The sequence below is a fragment of the Mesorhizobium helmanticense genome (assembly GCF_003034915.1).
GTDB lineage: Bacteria > Pseudomonadota > Alphaproteobacteria > Rhizobiales > Rhizobiaceae > Mesorhizobium > Mesorhizobium helmanticense.
Genome location: NZ_PZJX01000028.1, coordinates 278,727 through 299,011, shown reverse-complemented (window position 1 = coordinate 299,011; position 20,285 = coordinate 278,727). Strand labels below are relative to the sequence as shown.

At 63.1% G+C, this 20,285-nt stretch carries 23 protein-coding genes; 14 read left to right on the top strand and 9 right to left on the bottom strand.

Going from position 1 to position 20,285, the window contains the following annotated elements:
- Positions 1 to 110 precede the first annotated feature (110 nt).
- Positions 111 to 464: an ArsC family reductase gene (locus tag C9427_RS16070; RefSeq protein WP_107650091.1), complete on the top strand. Its 354-nt coding sequence runs from the start codon at positions 111 to 113 to the stop codon at positions 462 to 464.
- A gap of 158 nt (positions 465 to 622) precedes the next feature.
- Here C9427_RS16070 and C9427_RS16065 read toward each other — a convergent pair whose 3' ends face one another.
- The 3 genes from C9427_RS16065 to C9427_RS16055 all read right to left on the bottom strand — a co-directional run bounded on the left by C9427_RS16065 (position 623) and on the right by C9427_RS16055 (position 3,346).
- The gene (locus C9427_RS16065) at positions 623 to 985 is read right to left on the bottom strand and encodes a DUF488 domain-containing protein (protein WP_107650090.1); all 363 of its coding nucleotides are present in this window, start codon (positions 983 to 985) and stop codon (positions 623 to 625) included.
- 47 nt (positions 986 to 1,032) lie between these two features.
- Positions 1,033 to 2,289 (bottom strand): aminopeptidase, encoded by a 1,257-nt coding sequence (locus C9427_RS16060; RefSeq protein WP_107650189.1) that lies wholly within the window; start codon positions 2,287 to 2,289, stop codon positions 1,033 to 1,035.
- A gap of 142 nt (positions 2,290 to 2,431) precedes the next feature.
- On the bottom strand, positions 2,432 to 3,346 hold the full coding sequence (locus tag C9427_RS16055) for a LysR substrate-binding domain-containing protein (RefSeq protein ID WP_107650089.1): 915 nt from the start codon (positions 3,344 to 3,346) through the stop codon (positions 2,432 to 2,434).
- On the opposite strand from C9427_RS16055, the gene C9427_RS35320 reads away from it, so the two are divergent.
- The 3 genes from C9427_RS35320 (at position 3,323) to sbmA (ending at position 6,363) form a co-directional block, all read left to right on the top strand.
- The gene (locus C9427_RS35320) at positions 3,323 to 3,655 is read left to right on the top strand and encodes a hypothetical protein (protein ID WP_342587251.1); all 333 of its coding nucleotides are present in this window, start codon (positions 3,323 to 3,325) and stop codon (positions 3,653 to 3,655) included. The two genes, C9427_RS16055 and C9427_RS35320, sit on opposite strands and share 24 nt — an antisense overlap.
- 168 nt (positions 3,656 to 3,823) lie before the next feature.
- Entirely contained in the window at positions 3,824 to 4,984 is a 1,161-nt protein-coding gene (locus C9427_RS16045) for a YbfB/YjiJ family MFS transporter (protein WP_107650088.1), read from the top strand.
- A gap of 119 nt (positions 4,985 to 5,103) precedes the next feature.
- Positions 5,104 to 6,363, top strand: coding sequence for a peptide antibiotic transporter SbmA (gene sbmA, locus C9427_RS16040; protein WP_107650087.1), 1,260 nt, complete (start codon positions 5,104 to 5,106; stop codon positions 6,361 to 6,363).
- Positions 6,364 to 6,387: 24 nt separating this feature from the next.
- Here sbmA and C9427_RS16035 read toward each other — a convergent pair whose 3' ends face one another.
- A complete protein-coding gene (locus tag C9427_RS16035) occupies positions 6,388 to 7,401 on the bottom strand; it encodes a polysaccharide deacetylase family protein (RefSeq protein WP_107650187.1) in 1,014 nt (337 codons plus the stop codon).
- A gap of 301 nt (positions 7,402 to 7,702) precedes the next feature.
- On the opposite strand from C9427_RS16035, the gene C9427_RS16030 reads away from it, so the two are divergent.
- The 8 genes from C9427_RS16030 to C9427_RS15995 all read left to right on the top strand — a co-directional run bounded on the left by C9427_RS16030 (position 7,703) and on the right by C9427_RS15995 (position 14,387).
- A complete protein-coding gene (locus tag C9427_RS16030; protein WP_107650086.1) occupies positions 7,703 to 8,368 on the top strand; it encodes a tetratricopeptide repeat protein in 666 nt (221 codons plus the stop codon).
- Positions 8,369 to 8,436: 68 nt separating this feature from the next.
- Positions 8,437 to 9,864 carry a ribosome biogenesis GTPase Der gene (der, locus tag C9427_RS16025; protein WP_107650085.1) on the top strand — a complete coding sequence of 476 codons (1,428 nt, stop codon included), beginning with the start codon at positions 8,437 to 8,439 and terminating at the stop codon, positions 9,862 to 9,864.
- 392 nt (positions 9,865 to 10,256) lie between these two features.
- A complete protein-coding gene (locus tag C9427_RS16020; RefSeq protein ID WP_107650186.1) occupies positions 10,257 to 11,441 on the top strand; it encodes a cell wall hydrolase in 1,185 nt (394 codons plus the stop codon).
- Positions 11,442 to 11,672: 231 nt separating this feature from the next.
- Positions 11,673 to 12,071, top strand: coding sequence for an AtpZ/AtpI family protein (locus tag C9427_RS16015; protein ID WP_097575556.1), 399 nt, complete (start codon positions 11,673 to 11,675; stop codon positions 12,069 to 12,071).
- A gap of 71 nt (positions 12,072 to 12,142) precedes the next feature.
- On the top strand, positions 12,143 to 12,901 hold the full coding sequence (locus C9427_RS16010; RefSeq protein ID WP_107650084.1) for a F0F1 ATP synthase subunit A: 759 nt from the start codon (positions 12,143 to 12,145) through the stop codon (positions 12,899 to 12,901).
- An 82-nt stretch (positions 12,902 to 12,983) separates the two neighbouring features.
- Positions 12,984 to 13,208, top strand: coding sequence for a F0F1 ATP synthase subunit C (locus C9427_RS16005; RefSeq protein WP_006330271.1), 225 nt, complete (start codon positions 12,984 to 12,986; stop codon positions 13,206 to 13,208).
- Between the two features lie 77 nt (positions 13,209 to 13,285).
- A complete protein-coding gene (locus tag C9427_RS16000) occupies positions 13,286 to 13,885 on the top strand; it encodes a F0F1 ATP synthase subunit B (RefSeq protein ID WP_107650083.1) in 600 nt (199 codons plus the stop codon).
- A gap of 10 nt (positions 13,886 to 13,895) precedes the next feature.
- Positions 13,896 to 14,387 carry a F0F1 ATP synthase subunit B gene (locus tag C9427_RS15995; protein WP_107650082.1) on the top strand — a complete coding sequence of 164 codons (492 nt, stop codon included), beginning with the start codon at positions 13,896 to 13,898 and terminating at the stop codon, positions 14,385 to 14,387.
- A 248-nt stretch (positions 14,388 to 14,635) separates the two neighbouring features.
- Here C9427_RS15995 and C9427_RS15990 read toward each other — a convergent pair whose 3' ends face one another.
- Together C9427_RS15990 and C9427_RS15985 are read right to left on the bottom strand one after the other, a co-directional pair.
- Positions 14,636 to 15,331 (bottom strand): ribonuclease HII, encoded by a 696-nt coding sequence (locus tag C9427_RS15990; protein ID WP_107650081.1) that lies wholly within the window; start codon positions 15,329 to 15,331, stop codon positions 14,636 to 14,638.
- Between the two features lie 259 nt (positions 15,332 to 15,590).
- Complete coding sequence (locus C9427_RS15985) at positions 15,591 to 16,745, bottom strand: PA0069 family radical SAM protein (protein ID WP_146172552.1); 1,155 nt, start codon at positions 16,743 to 16,745, stop codon at positions 15,591 to 15,593.
- Positions 16,746 to 16,895: 150 nt separating this feature from the next.
- Here C9427_RS15985 and C9427_RS15980 point away from each other — a divergent pair, with 150 nt between their 5' ends.
- Both C9427_RS15980 and C9427_RS15975 read left to right on the top strand, forming a co-directional pair.
- Positions 16,896 to 17,399 (top strand): glycosyltransferase, encoded by a 504-nt coding sequence (locus C9427_RS15980; RefSeq protein ID WP_107650079.1) that lies wholly within the window; start codon positions 16,896 to 16,898, stop codon positions 17,397 to 17,399.
- Between the two features lie 243 nt (positions 17,400 to 17,642).
- Complete coding sequence (locus C9427_RS15975) at positions 17,643 to 18,614, top strand: phytanoyl-CoA dioxygenase family protein (protein ID WP_107650185.1); 972 nt, start codon at positions 17,643 to 17,645, stop codon at positions 18,612 to 18,614.
- Positions 18,615 to 18,623: 9 nt separating this feature from the next.
- Here C9427_RS15975 and moaB read toward each other — a convergent pair whose 3' ends face one another.
- Genes moaB through C9427_RS15960 form a run of 3 tightly spaced genes read right to left on the bottom strand, consistent with a single transcriptional unit; the run spans position 18,624 to position 20,270 of the window.
- Positions 18,624 to 19,175: a molybdenum cofactor biosynthesis protein B gene (moaB, locus tag C9427_RS15970; RefSeq protein WP_107650078.1), complete on the bottom strand. Its 552-nt coding sequence runs from the start codon at positions 19,173 to 19,175 to the stop codon at positions 18,624 to 18,626.
- A gap of 1 nt (position 19,176) precedes the next feature.
- Positions 19,177 to 20,040, bottom strand: a complete 864-nt coding sequence (locus tag C9427_RS15965; RefSeq protein ID WP_425351650.1) for a 4-(cytidine 5'-diphospho)-2-C-methyl-D-erythritol kinase — start codon at positions 20,038 to 20,040, stop codon at positions 19,177 to 19,179.
- 44 nt (positions 20,041 to 20,084) lie between these two features.
- Positions 20,085 to 20,270 (bottom strand): hypothetical protein, encoded by a 186-nt coding sequence (locus tag C9427_RS15960; RefSeq protein WP_107650076.1) that lies wholly within the window; start codon positions 20,268 to 20,270, stop codon positions 20,085 to 20,087.
- Between the last annotated feature and the right edge of the window lie 15 nt (positions 20,271 to 20,285).

Below are 20,285 nucleotides of genomic sequence, written 5' to 3'. Positions count from 1 at the left end.
GTATTGGCAAGCCCCAAAATTCTGAAGATTTGGGCTAGGGTGCTGGCAAAGCGGGAAGGGCGGTTTTAGGCTGAAGCGGATTCGACAGTCAGCCCTGGGGAAATACGCCTTTGACGATCACAATGTACGGCATCACCACCTGCGACACGGTCAGGAAAGCGCGCGTCTGGCTGGAGGATCATGGCACTGCCTGTCGGTTTCACGACTACAGGGCCGAGGGGCTGGACGCGAAGCGGCTGGATGGCTGGGTCGGCAAGGTCGGCTGGGAAAAGTTGCTCAACAAGGCGAGCACGACGTTCCGCGAACTGTCGGACAAGGACAAGCTGAACCTCGATGAAAAGAAGGCCAAGGCGCTGATGCTGGCCAAACCGACGATGATCAAGCGCCCGGTGCTGGAGGTCGGCGACCGTATCCTGGTTGGCTTCAAGCCTGACATTTATGAGCAGGCGGTTGGGGGGAAGTGAAGTCGCGGTGCCGATCGCGTCGTCATCCTATGGCGGAGCAAGGGGCGAAGCGACGCGGTGCAGACCATAGGATCCATGCCGTGACCTTCGAGCATTGCAACCTGGCAGGTTCTACTCCGCCGCATCCTCCGGCTGAAGTTACGGCATGGATCCCCGGGTCAAGCCCGAGGATGACGAAGTAGGTATCCCGCCAGCGCCACCGCATTGTTATGCGCCTCATCATGCGCGCCATAGAGCAGCGTCACTTTGCCGTCGCGAAGCAAGGCGTGCAGTTGCGCCACCACCTCGCCATTCCCATCCAACTCGGCGCGATACCGCCTCCGAAACTCCGCCCAACGCGCCGGCTCATGCCCGAACCATTTGCGCAGTTCGTCGCTGGGCGCGATGTCTTTCAGCCACAGCGTCAGCGTGGCGTGCTCCTTGCTGAGCCCGCGCGGCCATATGCGATCAACCAGCACCCGCTGACCGTCAGAAGACGAGGGCGGCTCATAGATGCGCTTCACCGCGATGTCGTGTCCCATCGCCAACCTCGCATGGGCCGATCAGCATCGGGCTTTCTGCCGGCTTGTCAGGCCCATTCGCCCTTGCGCATAACCGGCACCCGCTCGCCGTCCTTGCTGAGCCCGTCTATGTCGATCTTGTCCGAGCCGATCATCCAGTCGATATGGATGAAACTCTTGTTGCCGCCACGCTGGGCAATCTCCTCCTGGCTGAGCGAGGCGCCGTCGACGAAGCACTTCGAATAGCACTGGCCGAGCGCGATGTGGCAGGCGGCGTTCTCGTCGAACAGCGTGTTGAAGAACAAAAGGCCGCTCGCCGAGATCGGCGAGGAATGCGGCACCAGCGCCACTTCGCCGAGCCGGCGCGAACCCTCATCGGTGTCGAGCACCTTCTTCAGCACGTCCTCGCCCTTCGAAGCCTTGGCCTCGACGATCCTGCCGTCCTCGAAGCGCACCGAGATCTCGTCGATCAGCGTGCCCTGGTAGGACAGCGGCTTGGTCGAGGAGACATGGCCCGAGACGCGCCTTGCATGCGGTGTGGTGAAGACCTCTTCGGTGGGGATGTTCGGGTTGCAGGTGACACCGTTCTTGGCGGTCGAGGCGCCGCCCATCCATTCATGGCCGTCGGCCAGCCCGACGGTGAGATCGGTGCCCGGCCCGGTAAAATGCAGCGCATGGAAATTATGGCCGTTCAGCCATTCGGTCCGGCTCTTCAATGCCGCGTTGTGCGCCGTCCAGTTGCCGATCGGGTCCTCCACATCCACCCGCGACGCCGCAAAGATGGCATCGGCGAGCTTCACCACCGCGACGTCGTCGGCATCGCCGGGGAATACTTGCTTCGCCCAGGCAAGGTCGGGATAGGCGACGATGTTCCAATTGATGTCGAAGCCGGTGATCTTCTCCAGCGCCGGCTGATAGGCCATCGAATTCGCCTTGTTGGCGCGCGCTACCTTCGAAGGATCCTGCCCCGACAACAGCGACGGATCCTCGCCGCGCACCGCAAGCCGAGCGGCGTTGTTGGAGAACGCTTTCGCCATCCCCTCATAGAGCCAGCCAGCGGCGCGATCGAAACCGGCATCGGCCCCGTAGCGGTAGCGCGCCAGCGTGATCTCGTCGTCGTTGAAGATCGGCGTCACCAGGCCGGCCCCGGCCTTGTAGGCATGCTCGACGATCCGCCTGGTCAAGGGCAGGGCCGCGATCGACGAGGTCAGCACCAGATCCTGCCCCGGCTGCAATTGCAGCCCGACCTTGATGGCGACCTCCGCCAGCCTGTCGAGTTTCACCGGGTCGATCGTTACGGAAACGCCGCGCGAATGTGTGGTCATGGTCCTGCCTGCCGTGATGTTGGGGTTCGCTTCATACATAGACCGGCCGGATGGCGCTTTCCACCGCCATTGCGATGGGCCACAGCGCCGTGCGTCCATTCGGACGCGCAAAGGACGCCCGCGGCATTGGAATGCGCCAGCCTCAGGCGGCGCTGTCGAGCGCGCTGAACTGCGCCATCGTCGCCGCGATCTCTTCGCGGATCCAGGCCTTGAAATCACGGACCTTGCGGCTCTCGTCCTTGGTTGCCGAAGTCACCATCCAGTACCCCAGTCCACTCTCAGCGCGCACGCCGAACGGGGCGACCAGCCGGCCGTCGGCGAGAGCGTCAGCCGTCAGCAATTGCCAGGCGAGCATCACGCCATGGCCGGCAATCGCCGATTCCAGGCACAGCATCGGGTCGGTGAAACGCGCGCCCTTGAGGAAGGTGACTGGCTCGACGCCCGCTGCCTCGAACCATCTGTCCCAACTGATCATCGACCGCTCGTCGGTGATGGCGCAGGTCTGCGCCAGGTCCTGGACCGACTTCAGTCTGGCCGCGATCGATGGCGCGCAGACCGGGAACACCTCCTGCGCCAGCAAAAGTTCCGCGCGCCCGCCCGGCCATTTGCCATCGCCCAGCCGGATGGCGATGTCGATGTCGGAATGGTCGAGATCGGCGAGCCTGACCGAGGCGTCGATGCGCAACAGCACGTTGGGATGGCGGGCGAAATGCCTGGACAGCCGTGGCAGCAGCCATTTCGAAGCGAAGGCCGGCGCCACAGAAACCACAAGCATGCATTGGCTCGTCTCGTCGGCCAGCGCCACCGCCTGCGCAAGCTCGCGGAAACCGGCGCTGAGCCGCGCCGTGAAGACGACACCGAATTCCGTCAGTACCAATCCGCCGGGCGTCCGTTCGAACAGTGTCTGGCCGAGCTGCATTTCGGTGCGCTTGATCTGCTGGCTGACGGCGCTGACGGAAACGTTGAGCTCGGCCGCCGCCGTGGCGAGCGAGCCCAGCCGGGCAACGGTTTCGACGGCGCGCAGGCCGTTCAGGTGGACGCGGTTCAGCATGGCCATTTGAGTTTTTCTAAACCGGCATGGCCGAAATCTCAATTGAAACAGCAGGCGAAATGGCAGATTTTAACGGGCAACCCGATCTTTGGAGCGAAGCTGATGAAGATTTTATCATGGCTGAGGGCCTTCTCCGCAGCCGGCACGGGACAAAGCCTGTCGCATGAAAGCGAGACCACCAGGTGGGTCATCGACCCGCTGTCGCACCCCGTTCTGGACACCATGTCGGAGCGCGAGCTTGGCGATGTGCCGTTCCGGCTGACGGCGCGGCACACTGATTATGAGACGGTAACGGCGCAGGTCGGCTGCGGTTGAATCCTTCGCACAGAGGATCGCTGCCGAGACGTCGGCAGGACAGAGGGGGGCGCGAAGGATCGTCGACGCTCGTTCTGTACCGCGGCGCTCGAAAGCGGTTCTTGGGAGCCCTTCTGGCCCAACATAACTGGATTGTTTGACAGGCCGGCGCACTTATTGTGCGCCGCAATGAAAGCCGCTTCGCCATCCCCTTTACGTCTCGCCTTCGCCGGCATGGTCGCGCTTGCCGTCGCCATGGGCATCGGTCGCTTCGTCTATACGCCGATCCTGCCCGGCATGATGGAAGAACTCGGCCTGTCGCCGGCCGACGCCGGCTGGATCGCGTCGGCCAATTATCTCGGCTACCTCGTCGGCGCGCTTGCCGCCGCCGGCGGCTGGGCGCATGGACGCGAGCGCCTGCTGATGTTCTCCGGCCTTGCCGCCAGCGCCGTCTTGGCCGCGCTGATGGGGCTGACCGAGAGCATGGCGGCCTTTCTCGTCATCCGTTTTCTGGGCGGCGTCGCCAGCGCCCTCGTCATGGTCTTCATGTCCAGCATCGTCTTTGGCCATCTCACCGCAGCCGACCGCAACGACCTGCAGGCGCTGCATTTCGGCGGCGTCGGCCTCGGCATCGCGGCCTCCTCGGCGCTGATGGCCGTTCTCGTCACCGGACATGCCGGCTGGGCGGCTGGCTGGCTGTGGTCGGCGGCGATTTGCGCCTGCGGCGTCGCTATCGTGGCTCTGCTGGTCGGGCCTGCGTCGACCACCAACGGCGTTGACAGCCGCGAGCCGGCGCTGCCGAAGGACCGGTCGTTGGTGAAGATGATTGTCGCCTACGGCCTGTTCGGTTTCGGCTATGTGGTGACGGCGACGTTCCTCGTTGCCATCGTGCGCCAGGGCGGCGGCGGCCGCGTCTTCGAGGCGGTTGTCTGGCTGGTCACCGGCCTTGCCGGAATTCCCTCGGTCTGGCTTTGGCAGAAGATCGCGGCAAGGATCGGTCTCTACGCGGCCTGCCTTGCGGGTTGCCTGATCGAGGCGGTCGGTGTCACCGCGAGCGTCGCCATGGGCGGGCGCGCCGGGCCGCTGCTCGGCGGGTTTCTGCTTGGCGCGACATTCATGGCCATGACCGCGCTCGGCCTGCAGGCCGTAAAGCAGCTCGCACCGCAAGCGCCGCGCCGGACTTTCGCGGTCATGACGGCGTCCTTCGGCCTCGGCCAGATCATCGGTCCGCTCGTCGCCGGTCTGCTGGCGCAGGCATCGGGCGGCTTCTTCCTGGCCTCGCTCGTGGCTGCCGTCGTCCTGGTCGTCTCCGGCGTCGTCGCCTGGTCGGCTGCGCCAAAATCGCCATGATTGTGGTCTTGCTCGGGGGCGGGCATCGAGCCACCATTTTCTTTCCGGTCGATGTGTGACCTTATGCCCGCTGAACAGCAACGCCGCTGATTTGCGCGCCGACCGAGGATTTCGCCACAGTGTTCGTATCGTTTTTTCCGCAGCCGAAGTTGTTTTTCAGCTCGGCTGCCGTCTGGAGCCTTGCGGCAATCCTGTTCTGGTTTTTCGGTGGCGAGCAATTGGGCGCCATTTTCGGCCTGCCGCCGGCTGCCGCCGATGCGCCGCCAATCGTTGGCATCGCCGTCCTGGTCTCGAAGCCATTCCTCTGGTTCTATATCTATTTCACTATCGGCGTTGGGGTCTTCTACGCGTTCTGGCGTCTTTACGCACCGCACCCCTGGCAGAACTGGTCCATCCTTGTAGCCGCCTTGATCCTCTTTCTGATCTATTTCAATGTGCAGATCAGCGTCGCCGTTAACGACTGGTACGGCCCGTTCTTCGACTATATCCAAGGACTGATTTCTAAAACGATCGAATCGACCAATGCCGAGTTTTACGCCCGGCTGGCCACATTCGCTTGGTTGGCGCTGGTCGGTATGAATGTCAGCGTGATCAATGCCTTTATCGTCAGCCATTGGATCTTCCGTTGGCGAATGGCGATGAACGATCACTTCATGACGAACTGGAGCAAACTGCGCCACATTGAGGGCGCCTCTCAGCGCGTTCAGGAAGACACCATGCGCTTCGCTCAAATCATGGAGGATCTGGGCACCAGCTTCGTGCAGTCGATCATGACGTTGATCGCGTTCCTTCCGGTGTTGATCAGACTTGAGGCCAATATCAGCGAATTGCCAATAGTCGGCGCTATTCCTCATCCCCTTGTGGTTGCCGCGATAGCCTGGTGCGTCTTCGGAACCATTTCAGTAATGATCGCCGGTCTGAAACTGCCCGGCCTCCAGTTCCGCAATCAGCGCGTCGAGGCAGCTTATCGTAAGGAGCTGGTCTATGGAGAGGATCACGCTGACCGTGCTCAGCCCGTTACGACAGCGGAGTTGTTCAACAATGTTCGCCGAAATTACTTCAGGCTTTACTTCCATTACATCTACTTCAATGTGGTTCGTTACACCTACTTGCAAGCTGACAATATCTTCTCATTCTTTGTCATGGGGCCATCCATCGTGGCGCACAGGATAACACTTGGCGTCCTGAATCAGATACCGAACGCCTTTGGCAGAGTGACCGGTTCGCTGCAGTTTCTGCTCACCTCCTGGTCGACCATCGTTGAACTTCAGTCCGTGCATAAGCGCCTGCGCGCCTTCGAGGCGACGTTGCAGGGCGAGCCACTGCCTGAAATCGACCAGCGCTATCTCCAACGTCAGGGCGCCGAGGATCAGGTCTGACATCTCGGAAAAAGCGTGTGCGGCTCAGCCGCCCACATTTGCCTGTCGCTCGCCGCCCCGTTGCCGCGAAACATAGTCGTGGAAGCTGATGCACTCGACTTGCGTCATGACGCAGACCTCGCCGGCAAAACGCTCCAGCGCGTTCCAGTAGGCGCCGTCATTCATCAGCGTGAAGTGGAAGCCGAGCTCCAGCGGCAGGCGTTTGCCCTGATATTGCTTGTCGAAGGCGGCGCGGAAGGCGTCATAGGTCCGCTCCGCGAATTCGGCCGCCTTGCTCGGCCGTTCGAAACCGCCGGAATGCCTGACATAGAGATTGTAGTCCATGGCGATCACCGGCCTTGAGCTGGGGCCTTCCGGGATCTGCGGCAGCGAAAAATGCGTTATGCCGTTGCTGGTCGGCGGCTGGACCGGGCCTTTCGAGACGCCGCTGGCGTCGAACAGGAAGCCGGCCCTAGGCAAGGCCTGGTAGAGCGCCTTGTTCGTCGACAGATAGGGCGCGCGGAAGCCGACCACTTCATGCTGCGCGAAATCGCGCCAGCCCCGGGGTTCGGGCGCAATGCCATTGATCGCATAGGCATTCTCGAGAGTGTGTTCGAACGCGCCGAACTCGGCGAGCCAGTCGGCCTTGCTCCAATCCTTGCCGTCGAAATGACCGCAGCCATGACTGCCGATGTCGTGGCCTTCCGCGGCAGCCAGCCGGATCTGTTCAAGCCGATCGGCTACTTCCTGTTTCGAGGCGGCAAAGCCGATATTCGATTTCCCGGCGCTCTTGCCGGGCGCCGTATATTCCGTGCGCGTCTGCGGCGACAGCAGGAAGACGCAGGACAGAAAATAGGTGAAATGCGCGCCGGTGCGCTGTGCCAACGCGCGGCTGCGCTTCCACTGCGAAATGTCGCGGGCGCTGTCGAACGAGATGATGACGACCTGCTTTTGCCTTGCCGGCGCGGGTGCTGCCGGCGGATCGGCGAAAGCCGTGCCGGCTGCGGCAAGGGAAAGCGAGGCAAGGGAAAACGCAACAACGCGGAACAAACGAGGCATCGGCATCCGGTCTGGCACAGAAACGGTTAAGATCGGCTATCGGCGAAATGTGGCACGGGTGCGGTCGCCTCTGCCGTCGCACTTTCGGTCGTCTGCCTCCCGATAGAGCATGATCCCGAAAAGTGGGAACCGGTTTTCGAAAAAGATCATGCTCCAACAAGAGCTAGATCAGGATGACGATTCAACCAAACATCATCCTGATCTCGCCGATTTTCCTGGCGAACCCCTTCCATGCCGGCGAAATTTCGCTAAAACGCGGGCTCAAGAAGCGCCCCGTTCCGGGCAGCAATGGTTTTGATTGATGTCCGACGACAGTTTTATCCGCGAAGTCAACGAAGAGATTCGTCGCGAACAGGCGCATGCGCTATGGGACCGTTTTGGTCCTGCCTTGATTGTGCTCGCGGTGCTGGTGGTGGTCGGCACCGCCGCCGTCGTGGGCTACCGCTATTGGGACGAGACCCGCGCCAATCGTTCGGGCGACGCTTTCTCGCAGGCGCTGAAGCTCGCCAATGACGGCAAGAGCGACGAGGCGTTGACCGCGCTCGATTCCCTGGAAAAGGACGGCTACGGCGCCTATCCGCTGCTTGCCCGCATGCGCGCGGCAACCGTCAAGGCCGACAAGGGCGACGTCGACGCCGCCGTCAAGGATTTCGACGAGGTTGCCGCGGACACCGACATTCCATCAGGCCTTCGTGACATGGCGCGCCTCAGGGCAGCTTTGTTGCTCGTCGACCACGGCTCTTTTGCCGATGTCTCCAGCCGCGTCGAGGCGCTGACCGCCGACACCAATCCGCTGCGCCACGCCGCGCGCGAGGCGCTTGGCCTGGCCGCCTGGAAGGAAGGCAAGTCACAGGATGCTCTGAAATTGTTCGACCAGATCGCCGCGGATGACGGCGCCCCGCGCAATACGCGCGAGCGGGCGACCTTGATGTCCGAGCTGATCCGCGGGTCGGGCAGCGCGTCGTAGTGCAATGTCGCCCAAAAGTGCGAAGCGGTTTTGGGATCAACGACATGCACATTAGGCGGTAGAATCGGATGAGCTTCAAAGTCGCCATCATCGGCCGTCCTAACGTCGGCAAATCGACTCTTTTCAATCGGCTGGTGGGAAGGAAGCTGGCGCTCGTCGACGACACGCCGGGCGTCACCCGCGACCGCCGCGTCCATGCCGCCAAGCTCTACGATCTCGCTTTCGACGTCATCGACACCGCCGGCTTCGAGGATGCGGGCGCGGCGACGCTGCCCGGCCGCATGCGCGTCCAGACCGAGATCGCCATCCGTGAAGCCGACCTGATCTTCTTCACCATCGATGCCAAGTCCGGCCTGCTGCCCGACGACAGGACCTTTGCCGAGATCGTCCGGAAATCCGGCAAGCCCGTCGTGCTGGTCGCCAACAAGGCCGAGGCAAAGGGCGCCCAGGGCGGCATGCTGGAGGCATGGGAGCTTGGGCTTGGCGAGCCGATCCCGGTTTCGGCCGAGCATGGCCAGGGCCTGCCCGACCTGCGCGACGCGGTGGTGGCGGCGCTCGGCGAGGAACGTGCCTTCGGCGAGGAAGAGGACGAAGACGAGGAGATCGCCGCCAGCGAGGTGCTGATCGGCGAGGACATCGCCGATCCCGATGCCGAACCGACCTATGACGACACCAAGCCGATGCGCATCGCCGTCGTTGGCCGGCCCAACGCCGGCAAGTCGACCTTGATCAACGCGTTGATCGGCGAGGAGCGGCTGTTGACCGGGCCGGAAGCCGGCATCACCCGCGATTCCATCTCCGTCGACTGGGACTGGCGCGGCCGCCGGGTGAAACTGTTCGACACCGCCGGCATGCGCCGCAAGGCCAGGATCCACGAAAAGCTGGAAGTGATGTCGGTGCAGGACGGCCTGCGCGCCATCCGCTTCGCCGAGATCGTCATCATCGTGCTCGACGCCACCATCCCCTTCGAGAAGCAGGATCTGCAGATCGCCGACCTGATCATCCGCGAGGGCCGTGCGCCAGTGATCGCCTTCAACAAATGGGACCTGATCGACCGCCCCCAGGAACTCCTGGCGGAACTGCGCGAGAAAACCGAGCGGCTGCTGCCGCAGGCGCGCGGCATCCAGGCGGTGCCGGTGTCGGCCGAGACCGGGCGCGGCCTCGATAAATTGATGGATGCCGTCATCAGGACGCACAAGGTGTGGAACAGCCGCGTCTCGACCGGCAAGCTCAACCGCTGGCTGGAAGGCATATTGGCGCACCATCCGCCGCCCGCCGTCGCCGGCCGCCGGCTGAAGGTCAAATACGTCACCCAGGCCAAGACCCGCCCGCCAGGCTTCGTCGTCCAATGCTCGCGGCCCGACGCGATGCCGCAATCCTACGTCCGCTATCTCTCGAACAGCCTGCGCGAGGCCTTCGACATGCCAGGCGTGCCGATCCGCATCGCTCTGCGCACCTCGGACAATCCGTTTGCCGGCAGGGCCAAGAAGCGCTGAGCGGCCGCGCCTCGGCGATTGGCTGAGACGCCCATCGCTTCCTGCTGCCGGCAGCCATTCCGGGTCTTGTAATTCTCTGCTCGTGGTCGGACGTATGGCTGGCGGCGGCCGTCTGCGCTGATCGCCTGGCCGGTTTTTCCGGCCCGGCTGATGACGCAAAAAAGCGGCTCGTTTCGCGTCAACATCAAAAAAACACGATCGACCTTGTTAACGCCCCATCAAGGTTAATGCATCATTGTTCCTCTCCAGTGGGGTCCGTTGCGTTTCTGGAGAGTTCCGTGCATCGACGTGTTGTGAAGCGGCTGCTCGCCGCCGCCGGTGAGAAGAAGCGTTCCTTCCTGTCTCCTCTGGTTATTGATCTCGGCATCTTGGTCGGCTTGCCCAAGAGTTCCGTGCATCGAAATGTCTTGACGCGGCTTGTCGCTGCCGCTGGCGAGAAAAAACGTTCCTTCCTGTCTCCTCTGGTCATTGGGCTTGGCATCTGGGTCGGTTTTCCCAATGTCATTGCTTACCAGGACATGACGAGCCTGATCTCCGGCCTCGAAGCGCCGAACGCCCGCTGGAACGCCTTTGTCGAGAAATCCGTCGCCGGTTCGGTCCATGCCGCCGAGATGCCTTTTCTCGATTCCGACACCACCGGTTCGATCTCGGGTTCCGGCGTTCGGTTGCCCGGCATCGGCGCCGTGTCGTTTCGCGGCAAGGGCAACGTGGCCGGCACGACGCCCGACGAGGACCGCGTCATGCGCGCCGACAAGGGGGACCGGATCATCCAGGTCTCGCCGGTGGCGCCGCCGAGGAACTTCAATGCCGGCTCGATCTTCGAGCGCACCTCCTCGCTGCTGCGCCCGAGCATGGACAGCGGCCTGAAGATGGCTTTCGCCAAGCCCGAGATCAAAGGCAAGGAGATCGAGATCGCCGCCGCATTCCACACGCGCGTCGACAAGAAGCCCGATCCCGACATGCCGCCGATGCTTGCGGCGCTGGTCAACAACGATCGTCCCGATGTGCTCGCGACCGCCTATGCATCGGCCGCGCCCGACTATGCGCAGGCATCGCCCTTCGAGGCTTTGCTGCAGGACGAGCAGCCGAACAATGGCCGCTTCATTCCGCCAATGACCAAGGGCGACCACTCCTGGATGCAGAATCCGCTGCCGGCGAGCGTCTTCTCCAAGCCGGAGCAGGCATGCCTTGCCAACGGCATCTATTTCGAGGCGCGCGGCGAGAGCGTGCGCGGCCAGGCCGCCGTCGCCCAGGTCATCCTTAACCGCGTCCGCAATCCGGCCTATCCGAATTCGATCTGCGGCGTCGTCTACCAGAACGACAAATGGTTCAACCGCTGCCAGTTCTCCTTCGCCTGTGACGGCAGGAAGAAGCGCATCGAAAGCCCCGCCAACTACAGAATAGCCCAGGATGTCGCCATGGCGGTCACCGCCGGCAAGATCTTCATCCCGGAAGTGGGATCGTCGACCCACTATTACGCCAACTATGTCAATCCGGGCTGGGCGCGGGCGATGAAAAGAATGACCAAGATCGGCCTGCATATCTTCTACCGCACCTATGGCGGCGGCTGGAGTTGAGCACCCCCGGCGCGGCCAATCGAACAGCCATCGCCGCAGGGATTCGGCCGCGGCGCGCCAGAGACAGTGTCGGGCACGATGTCGCACCTTGACAAGCCGTTGATTTAAATACGAAAAATACTTGAGGCTGAAGTTCTGCCCGTGGCTTGACGGAGGCAGACCCTCTAACTATGTTGCCGGCGACTTTAGAAGCGGACGGACGGCGACGGTCTGACCGGGCAGGGGGGTTCGATGGCCGACAAGAATGGGCCACACGGAACCGGAGAAACCGGCCGCGGCAAGCAGCATGAAGCCGACATCCGCGACGACGATCTTGAGCGCCGCCGGCGCGACCTTGAAGCATCGCTAGCGACAAGGCGGCCGGACCGGCTCGAGGGGAAAGACGACGCGAAAGCGGGCAGTGCGGCCGGGTACGGCCAGGCACTCAAACTGTCCAGCGAGTTCATCGCCGGGGTAGTGGTGGGTGCCGGCATCGGCTGGATCATCGACCGTCTGGCGGGGACATCGCCATGGGGTCTGATCGTGTTCCTGCTGCTGGGCTTTGGCGCTGGTGTGCTCAATGTCATGCGCTCCGCGGGGCTTGTGGCGCAATTCGGACAGGGCGAAAAACCGCGCGATCCGAAAGAATGAACGAAGGCGCCGCTGGTCGGCGCGATGAACAGGACAATAGAGTCGCGCGCGGCTTTGATGGGGATTATTAAGTGGCTGCTGACAAGGTCGATCCGATCCACCAGTTCCATATCGTCAAGCTGATTCCGATCAACATCGGCGGCTACGATCTGTCCTTCACCAATTCGGCGCTGTTCATGGTCGCCACCGTTGCCGTCGCGTCGGCGTTCCTCTACCTCACGACGTCGAGCCGCAGCCTCATTCCCACCCGTCTTCAGTCGGTCTCCGAAATGGCCTACGAGTTCGTCGGCAACATGCTGAGGGACGCAGCCGGAACGCAAGGCATGAAGTTCTTCCCCTTCGTGTTTTCGCTGTTCATGTTCGTGCTCGTCGCCAATCTGCTTGGCCTTTTCCCGTATTTCTTCACAGTCACCAGCCACATCATCGTCACCTTCGGCCTCGCCGCGCTGGTGATCGGAACCGTCGTCGTCTACGGCTTCATGAAACACGGCCTGGGTTTCCTGAAGCTGTTCGTGCCGCATGGCGTTCCCGTCTACCTTTTGCCGCTGGTCGTGCTGATCGAGGTGATTTCCTTCGTTTCGCGCCCGGTCAGCCTCTCGGTTCGTCTGTTCGCAAACATGCTGGCCGGCCACATCACGCTGAAGGTGTTCTCCGGCTTTGTCGTCAGCCTGAGCGCGCTGGGAGCGGTCGGCGTCGCCGGGTCGATCCTGCCCCTGGCGATGGCGGTGGCGCTGACGGCGCTGGAATTGCTGGTCGCCTTCCTGCAGGCCTACGTCTTTGCCGTGCTGACCTGCATGTATCTGAACGACGCCCTGCATCCCGGGCACTGATCAAGAGTTTCCGGCCCAAGCGTTTCGACATTGCCGCCGGATGGAATTGCAACGGAATTTTAGATCCAAAGGAGTTGAACACATGGAAGCAGAAGCAGCAAAGTACATCGGCGCTGGCATCGCGTGCCTCGGCATGGGTGGCGCAGGCATTGGCCTCGGCAACATCTTCGGCAGCTATCTGTCGGGCGCGCTGCGCAACCCGTCGGCCGCCGATGGCCAGTTCGGCCGTCTGATCTTCGGCTTCGCCGTGACCGAAGCGCTGGGCATCTTCTCCCTTCTCATCGCGCTTCTGGCCCTGTTCGGCTGAGCCCCTGTTCGGCTGACATTGGGAATTGGACAGGCCGGCCGCAAACCTGCGGCGGGCCTGATATCAGGGGATAGTCCATGTTCGTGACATCTGCCTTTGCAGAAGAGGCCGCGCCCGCCGTCGAAGGTGGCCCCACCGGGACGGAAGGCGATACGCATTCCAGCACCGGCGTGCCCGCCGAGGCGCACGGCGTGTTCCCGCCATTCGATCCGGCGACTTTCCCGTCGCAGCTTCTGTGGCTGGCGATCACTTTCGGGCTGTTCTACCTGTTCCTGAAGCGGGTGGTGATGCCGCGCGTCGGTGGCATCATCGACGTGCGCAATGACCGGATCACTCAGGATCTGGACCATGCCGCCAGGTTGAAGGGCGAGGCTGACGCCGCCGTTGCCGCCTATGAGCAGGAATTGGCGGAAGCCAAGACCAGGGCCAACACGATCGGCCAGCAGGCCAACGATGCCGCCAAGGCGGAGGCCGAGACCGCCCGCAAGAAGATCGAGGCGGCGCTCGACCAGAAACTTGGCGAAGCCGAGGCCCGCATTGCCTCCATCAAGGCAAACGCCATGAAGGAAGTCGGCACGATAGCCGAGGATACCGCTTCGGCAATCGTCGAGGCGCTGGTCGGCGGCAAGGCCAGCAAGGCCGAGATCGCGGCTGCGGTCAAATCCGTGGCCCGGTGAGGAGCGCATCATGGACGCCACATCTCTCGCAACGCTTTGGGCCACGGTTGCCCTGGTCATTTTCCTGGCCATTGCCATCTACATCAAGGTACCGGGCCTGATCGCCAAGTCGCTCGATGCCCGGGCCGCCAAGATCAGCGCCGAGCTTGAGGATGCGCGCCGGCTGCGCGAGGAAGCCCAGCAACTGCTTGGCCAATACCAGAAGAAACGCAAGGAAGCCGAGCAGGAGGCTGCCGACATCGTCGCCGCCGCCAAGCGCGAGGCCGACATGCTTGCCGCAGAGGCGCACAAGAAGACCGAGGACTATGTCGCCAGGCGCACAGCGCTTGCCGAGCAGAAGATCGGTCAGGCCGAACGCGAGGCGATCGGCGAAGTGCGCGCCAGCGCCGTCGACATCGCCGTCGAGGCTGCCCGCGCGCTGCTCGCCGCCAAGACGGACGCAAAGGCTGGTGCGGATTTGTTCAAGGCGTCGCTTCAGGATTTGAAGTCTAAGCTGAATTAGGCGAAAGCCGTCATCGCATCATCGAAGCCGCCCGGGCAACCCGGCGGCTTTCTTTGTTGTGGCAAGCTCTATCGTTTCGTCATCCTGGGGCGGAGCAGGAGCGAAGCGACGTCGCGGAGACCCCAGGATCCATGCCGTGACGTTGGAGCGGTGCGACGTTGCAGAATTCTGATCCGCTGCATTCCTGGGCAAGTGTCGCGGCATGGATCCTCGGGTCAAGCCCGAGGACGACGAAGCTACGAACCCGCCTAATCCAGACCCGCAAGGCTCTCTTCCTCCACCACTTCCGCCCCGCCAAGCCGGAACGGCGCGAACGACACGCGGTGCAGCCGCGCCACCGGCCCGTGCGCCTCGATGGCCGTGCGGTGACGGACAGTCGCATAGCCCATATGAACCTCGAATCCGTAATGCGCGTGATGGCTGCCGCAGCCGCACATCATGCGGTCGCGCATAACCTTGGCGACGATCGAGGCGGCGGCGATCGACTGCGAGCGCTGGTCGCCCTTGATCAGCGCGCGTCCGGCGCAGGGCAGGCCCGGCGGCACGTCACGGCCGTCGGCGAGCGCCAGTTTCGGCTGCACCGGCAGGCCGACCAAGGCGCGGCGCATCGCCTCGAGGCTGGCCTTGAGGATATTGCTGTCATCGATGCCTTCGGCGCTGACCGAGGCCATCGATACGCCGAAGGCGGAACTGAGGATCCTCGAGAACAACGCCTCGCGCTGCAAATGGCTAAGGCGCTTGGAATCGTCGAGACCATCGGGAATGTTGGCGGGATCGAGCACCACCGCCGCCGCCACGACCGGTCCGGCAAGCGGCCCTCTGCCGGCCTCGTCCATGCCCGCCACCGGCCACAGACCTTCGGCCATCGCCTTCGTCTCGAAGGAGAAGTCGGGTCTCTCGACGATTTCAAAGAGAAGCGGAGAATCGGAACGCTGGCGAGCCATGGTGCGGCGAGGTTCGCATCAGCTCCGATTCTCCGCAAGCCCCTCCGGGCCGATGGGGCACCGGACCCGGAGGGCACCGTCTGCAAGCCCGGGGACAAGACAGGCCGGACGGAATTTTCCAATGCATCTCGCGCAAAAGTGTGCAGCGGTTTTGCGGTAACGACATGCATAAAAACAAGAACCTGAAAGCGCGTTGCATGAGGCCGGTCGAACGCGACGCGCTTTTAGGCGCCGCCAGTACCGGCGGCACATCATGTCTTCAAAGCAGCATCAACTGCTCCGTTGCCTTGGCCGCGGCGACGAACCGGTCGGTCCTGAGCGATCGCCGTTCGGCATTGAGGCCAAGCCGCTTGGCGGCGATCTCGAAGCGCCGGCCGATCTGCCAGGCGTAGGGACCGGAGCCTTTCATGCGTTTGCCCCATTCCGAATCGTAATCCTTGCCGTCGCGCATCGAGCGGATCAGCGACATGACGTGGCGATAGCGGTCGGGATAGTGGCGCAGCAGCCAGTCCTTGAAGATCGGCGCCACCTCCAGCGGCAGGCGCAGCAGGACATAGCCGGCCTCGCGCGCACCCGCCGCATAGGCCGAATCGAGGATACGCTCCATCTCCGGATCGGTCAGGCCAGGGACGATCGGCGCGACCATGACAGAGGCGGGAATGCCAGCATCCGAAAGCTGCCTGATCGCCTCCAACCGCTTGGTCGGTGTCGACGCGCGTGGCTCCATCGTTCTGGCCAGCATCCGGTCCAATGTCGTCACCGACAGCGCCACCTTGGCCAGTCCGCGTTCGGCCATGCGCGACAATATGTCGATGTCGCGCGTCACCAGCGCCGATTTGGTGACGATGCCGACCGGGTGGCCGCGCGCCTCCAGCACTTCGAGGATCTCGCGCATGATCCGGTACTGCTTTTCGATCGGCTGGTAGGGATCGGTGTTGGTGCCGATGGCGATGGTGCGCGGCTGGTAGCCATCCTTGGACAGTTCCTTGTCGAGCATCCTCGCCGCATCCGGCTTGGCGAACAGCTTCGATTCGAAATCCAGCCCTGGTGACAGGCCCATGAAGGCGTGCGTCGGCCTGGCGAAACAGTAGACGCAGCCATGCTCGCAGCCGCGATAGGGATTGATGGACCGGTCAAAGGAAATATCGGGCGACTCGTTGCGGGTGATGATCGTGCGCGGCTTCTCGACCTGCACCTCGGTCTTGAACGGCGGCAGTTCCTCCAGCGAATTCCAGCCGTCGTCGAAGACATGCCGGCTGACCGGCTCGAAGCGGCCGGACGGATTGATGCCGGCGGAACGGCCGCGATTGCGTTCCGGACGCACGCGCATGCCGCTCTGCTCAATCATCGCATTGGCCATCTCGGCTCTTCCTGCTCCGAAGGCTGCAATGTCGGCACGCACGATCTGTTCCATTTTCGCCCTCTCCCAGGGACTGTCGGCAGGCTGTCGAATCGCTCTGTTCATGAAATTATTCCTATTTCATTGACGAGAACAAAGCAAGAACTTTTTATGGTGCGATGCAAAAACTGGCGCTTCGTCCGGCTTTCCGCTATTCGGCTAAACATGCTCAGCGTTCTCATCGAAACCCTGAACGACGAAGAGGGCCTTGCCCGCACGCTCGCCTCGCTGATCGGCGGCGCGGTCGAGGGCGTGGTGCGCGATGTCATCGTCTGCGACACCGGTTCGACCGACCAGACGCATCGGGTAGCCGACCATGCCGGCTGCCACTACGTGACGGGCGGCGTTGCCGCCGGCATCAGGCAGGCCAAGGGCGAATGGCTGCTCATGCTGGAGCCGGGCGCGCGGCTGGCGGAAGGCTGGATCGACGATGTCGCCGCCCATACAGCCAGGCAAACCATGCCGGCGCGGTTCTCACGGGCGCGCGCCAGCCGCACGCCGTTTCTGTCGCGGGTCTTTTCTGGAAACCGGGCGCTGGCCGAAGGGCTGGTGATCAGCAAGCGTCAGGCTGCTGCCTTGTCCAAGAACGCCCGCAGTGCCGAAGCCATAGCGCGCGGCCTCGCGACAAAGCGGCTCCACGCCGAGATCTCCGTCGCGCCGGCGAAGTGAGCTCCTTCTTGCGCTGCTCCTCGCTCTTCTCCATTCACGCTGCTCGCCACGTTTCCTCCGTCCGTAGGTGGGCGAGGGGGAGGTTGATTACGGGAATTTTTACCGGGCTGTCCTTTATTGTGCATTGCACAATACCTTCCCTCGGGGTAGCATTCTCCTGATGCGGGATATCAGGGTTTGGGTAATGCCGGAGCGGTGAGCGACCGACACTTCGTCGACGCCGCCTTCACAGCCGAGGAGCCGATGACCCTTTCAAGCCCTGACAAATCCGGCGCAAGCCTCGAGGCGATCGCCCGAAACGGCAGCCTGCTGCGCCGCATCGCCGTGCGCATCCCGACCTATCTGACCGACCTTCGCGAGAACCCGGCCTGGTTGCCGATGTTCGTGCTGGCGCGCACCATGCCGGCGCGCCGGCTGCATTGGCGTGGCGCAAAACCGGTTCGGCCGGCACAAAAAGCCCGGGAAACGATGTTCACCGGCGTTGATCGTGGAACAGTCGTCGATGCGCTCCGCTCGGACGGCCTCTTTTCCGGGTTGGTGCTGCCATCGTCGATCTATGAGGAGATCGCCCGCTTTGCCCAGCGCACGCCGTGCTTCGGCAATTTCGACCGTAGGCTGGAATTCCAGCCGGCCAAGCATGCCGAGGCCGAGAAGCACTTCGGCCGTCCCTTGCTCAGCGGCCATTTTTTCGAACGGATCCTCGACTGTGACGCGGCACTTGCCGTGCAGCGCGACCCGCTGCTTCTCGACATCGCCGCCCACTATCTCGGCAGCCAGGCGAAGCTGATCACGACACGCGTCTGGTGGAGCTTTCCGACCGGTGGGGTCTCCGACGCCGAGAAAAACCTCGCATCGCTCGGCAAATACCACTTCGACCTCGACGACTGGCGCATGCTGAAATTCTTCTTCTACCTTGTGCCGGTCGACGACGGCACCGGTCCGCATGTCTATGTCAGGGGCAGCCACAACCGCCGCATCGTCAAGCATCAGATGACGCTTCTCGTCGGCCATCCGGCCGAGGAGGTTCTGAAGGTCTACGGCGACGACAGCCCGGTCACGCTGACCGGCGAGGCCGGTCTCGGTTTTGTCGAGGATCCCTTCGGTTTCCACATGGGCACCGTGCCGACGCGCGCGCCGCGGCTGATGATGGAAGTCGGCTTCGGTGTTTCGCCGCCTTCGCGCCGGCGCTTCCATGGCGAGCCGGTCATTCGCTAAACGCTCCGGCTATCCGGTCTTCCCGCGCCTGAGATGCTCGTCAAGCCGCGGCATGATCTCGACGAAATTGCAGGGCATGTGCCGGTAATCGAACTGCGGCTTCAGGATACCGTCCCAGGCGTCCTTGCAGGCGCCGGGCGAACCCGGCAGCACGAAGACGAACGTGGCGTTGACGACGCCGCCGGTCGCCCGGCTCTGGATCGTCGAAGTGCCGATCTTGTCGTAGGAGATGCGGTGGAACACTTCGGAAAAGCCGTCCATGCGTTTTTCGAAGATCGGCTCCAGCGCCTCCGGCGTCACGTCGCGGCCGGTGAAGCCGGTGCCGCCGGTGGTGATGACGACATCGATATTTTTGTCCCTCGACCACGCGAGGACCGTGTCGCGGATCTTTTCCCGGTCGTCGGTGACGATGTCGCGGGCGGCCAGGATATGGCCGGCTTCCGTGATGCGGTCGGCCAGCGTCTGGCCGGATTTGTCATCGGCCAGGCTGCGCGTATCGGAAACCGTCAGCACCGCGATGCGCACGGGAATGAAGGGACGGCTCTCGTCAATCCTGGCCATGTCAGTCGGCCTCCGATGTCAGGCTGCGCGTCGCGGCGACGAACCAATCCGGTTCGCGACTGCGGATTTCGGCTGCGGCGCGCTTCGCCACATTGCCGGTCTCGAACAGCCCGAAACAGGTCGCGCCTGAGCCCGACATCCGGGCAAACCCCGCTCCGGCCTTGTTCAGCACGGACAGCGCCTTGCCGATGGCCGGCTCGATGGCGCGCGCCGCAGGCTCGAGATCGTTGCGGGTGATCTCCAGCCAGTTGCGGATGCTGTGGAAGTCGAAATTGCGCGGCAGCGGCGGCAGCCCATCATTGTCGCGTTTCTCAAGCGCATTGAACACGTCGGCCGTGGAGACGGCGACGCCGGGATTGACCAGCACCAGTCCCAAGGCCGGAAAACCCGGCACGACCGACAGCTCGTCGCCGACGCCGCGCGCGATCAGCGGCTTTGCCGCCAGGCACATCGGAATGTCGGCGCCAAGCGAAAGGCCGATCCGCGCCAGTTCGGTATCGTCAATGTCGAGCCCCCAGCTCCGCACCAGCCCGCGCAACACGGCCGCGGCATCGCTAGAGCCGCCGCCGACGCCCGACGCGACCGGCAGGTTCTTCTCCAGCCGGATGACAACCGGCGGCGCATGCTGGAGACCGGCCTCCATCCGCAAGGCGTCGCGTGCTTTCACCGCCAGATTGCCGCCGTCGAGCGGGACGGCGGACGCGTATTTGCCGGAGACGGAAAACCCGTCGCTGTCGGCACGCTCGATTTCGACCCTGTCGCCGAAGCGCGTGAAGACGGCGAGGCTCTCGATCAGGTGATAGCCATCCGGCCGCTTGCCGGTGACGTGCAGCGCAAGGTTGATCTTGGCATGCGCATGCCACATCCGCGCGTCGGAATTCACGGTCTCGGCGGCGAGGGAGATGATTTTCAGTCCTTGGCCAGGCGGTATTCGCCGGTCTTCGGATCCTTGACCAACGTTCCCATCGTGCCGTTTGCCGCCTGCTTTTCGGTGCGCCGTATCTTGGCCGTCACGCGCTGGGCCTCCCTCACGAAGGAGCGGTAACCGACATAGGCAAGCACCCCGACGGCGGCGAAGAAAACGATCTGTGGCATGTCAAACTCCTCCCT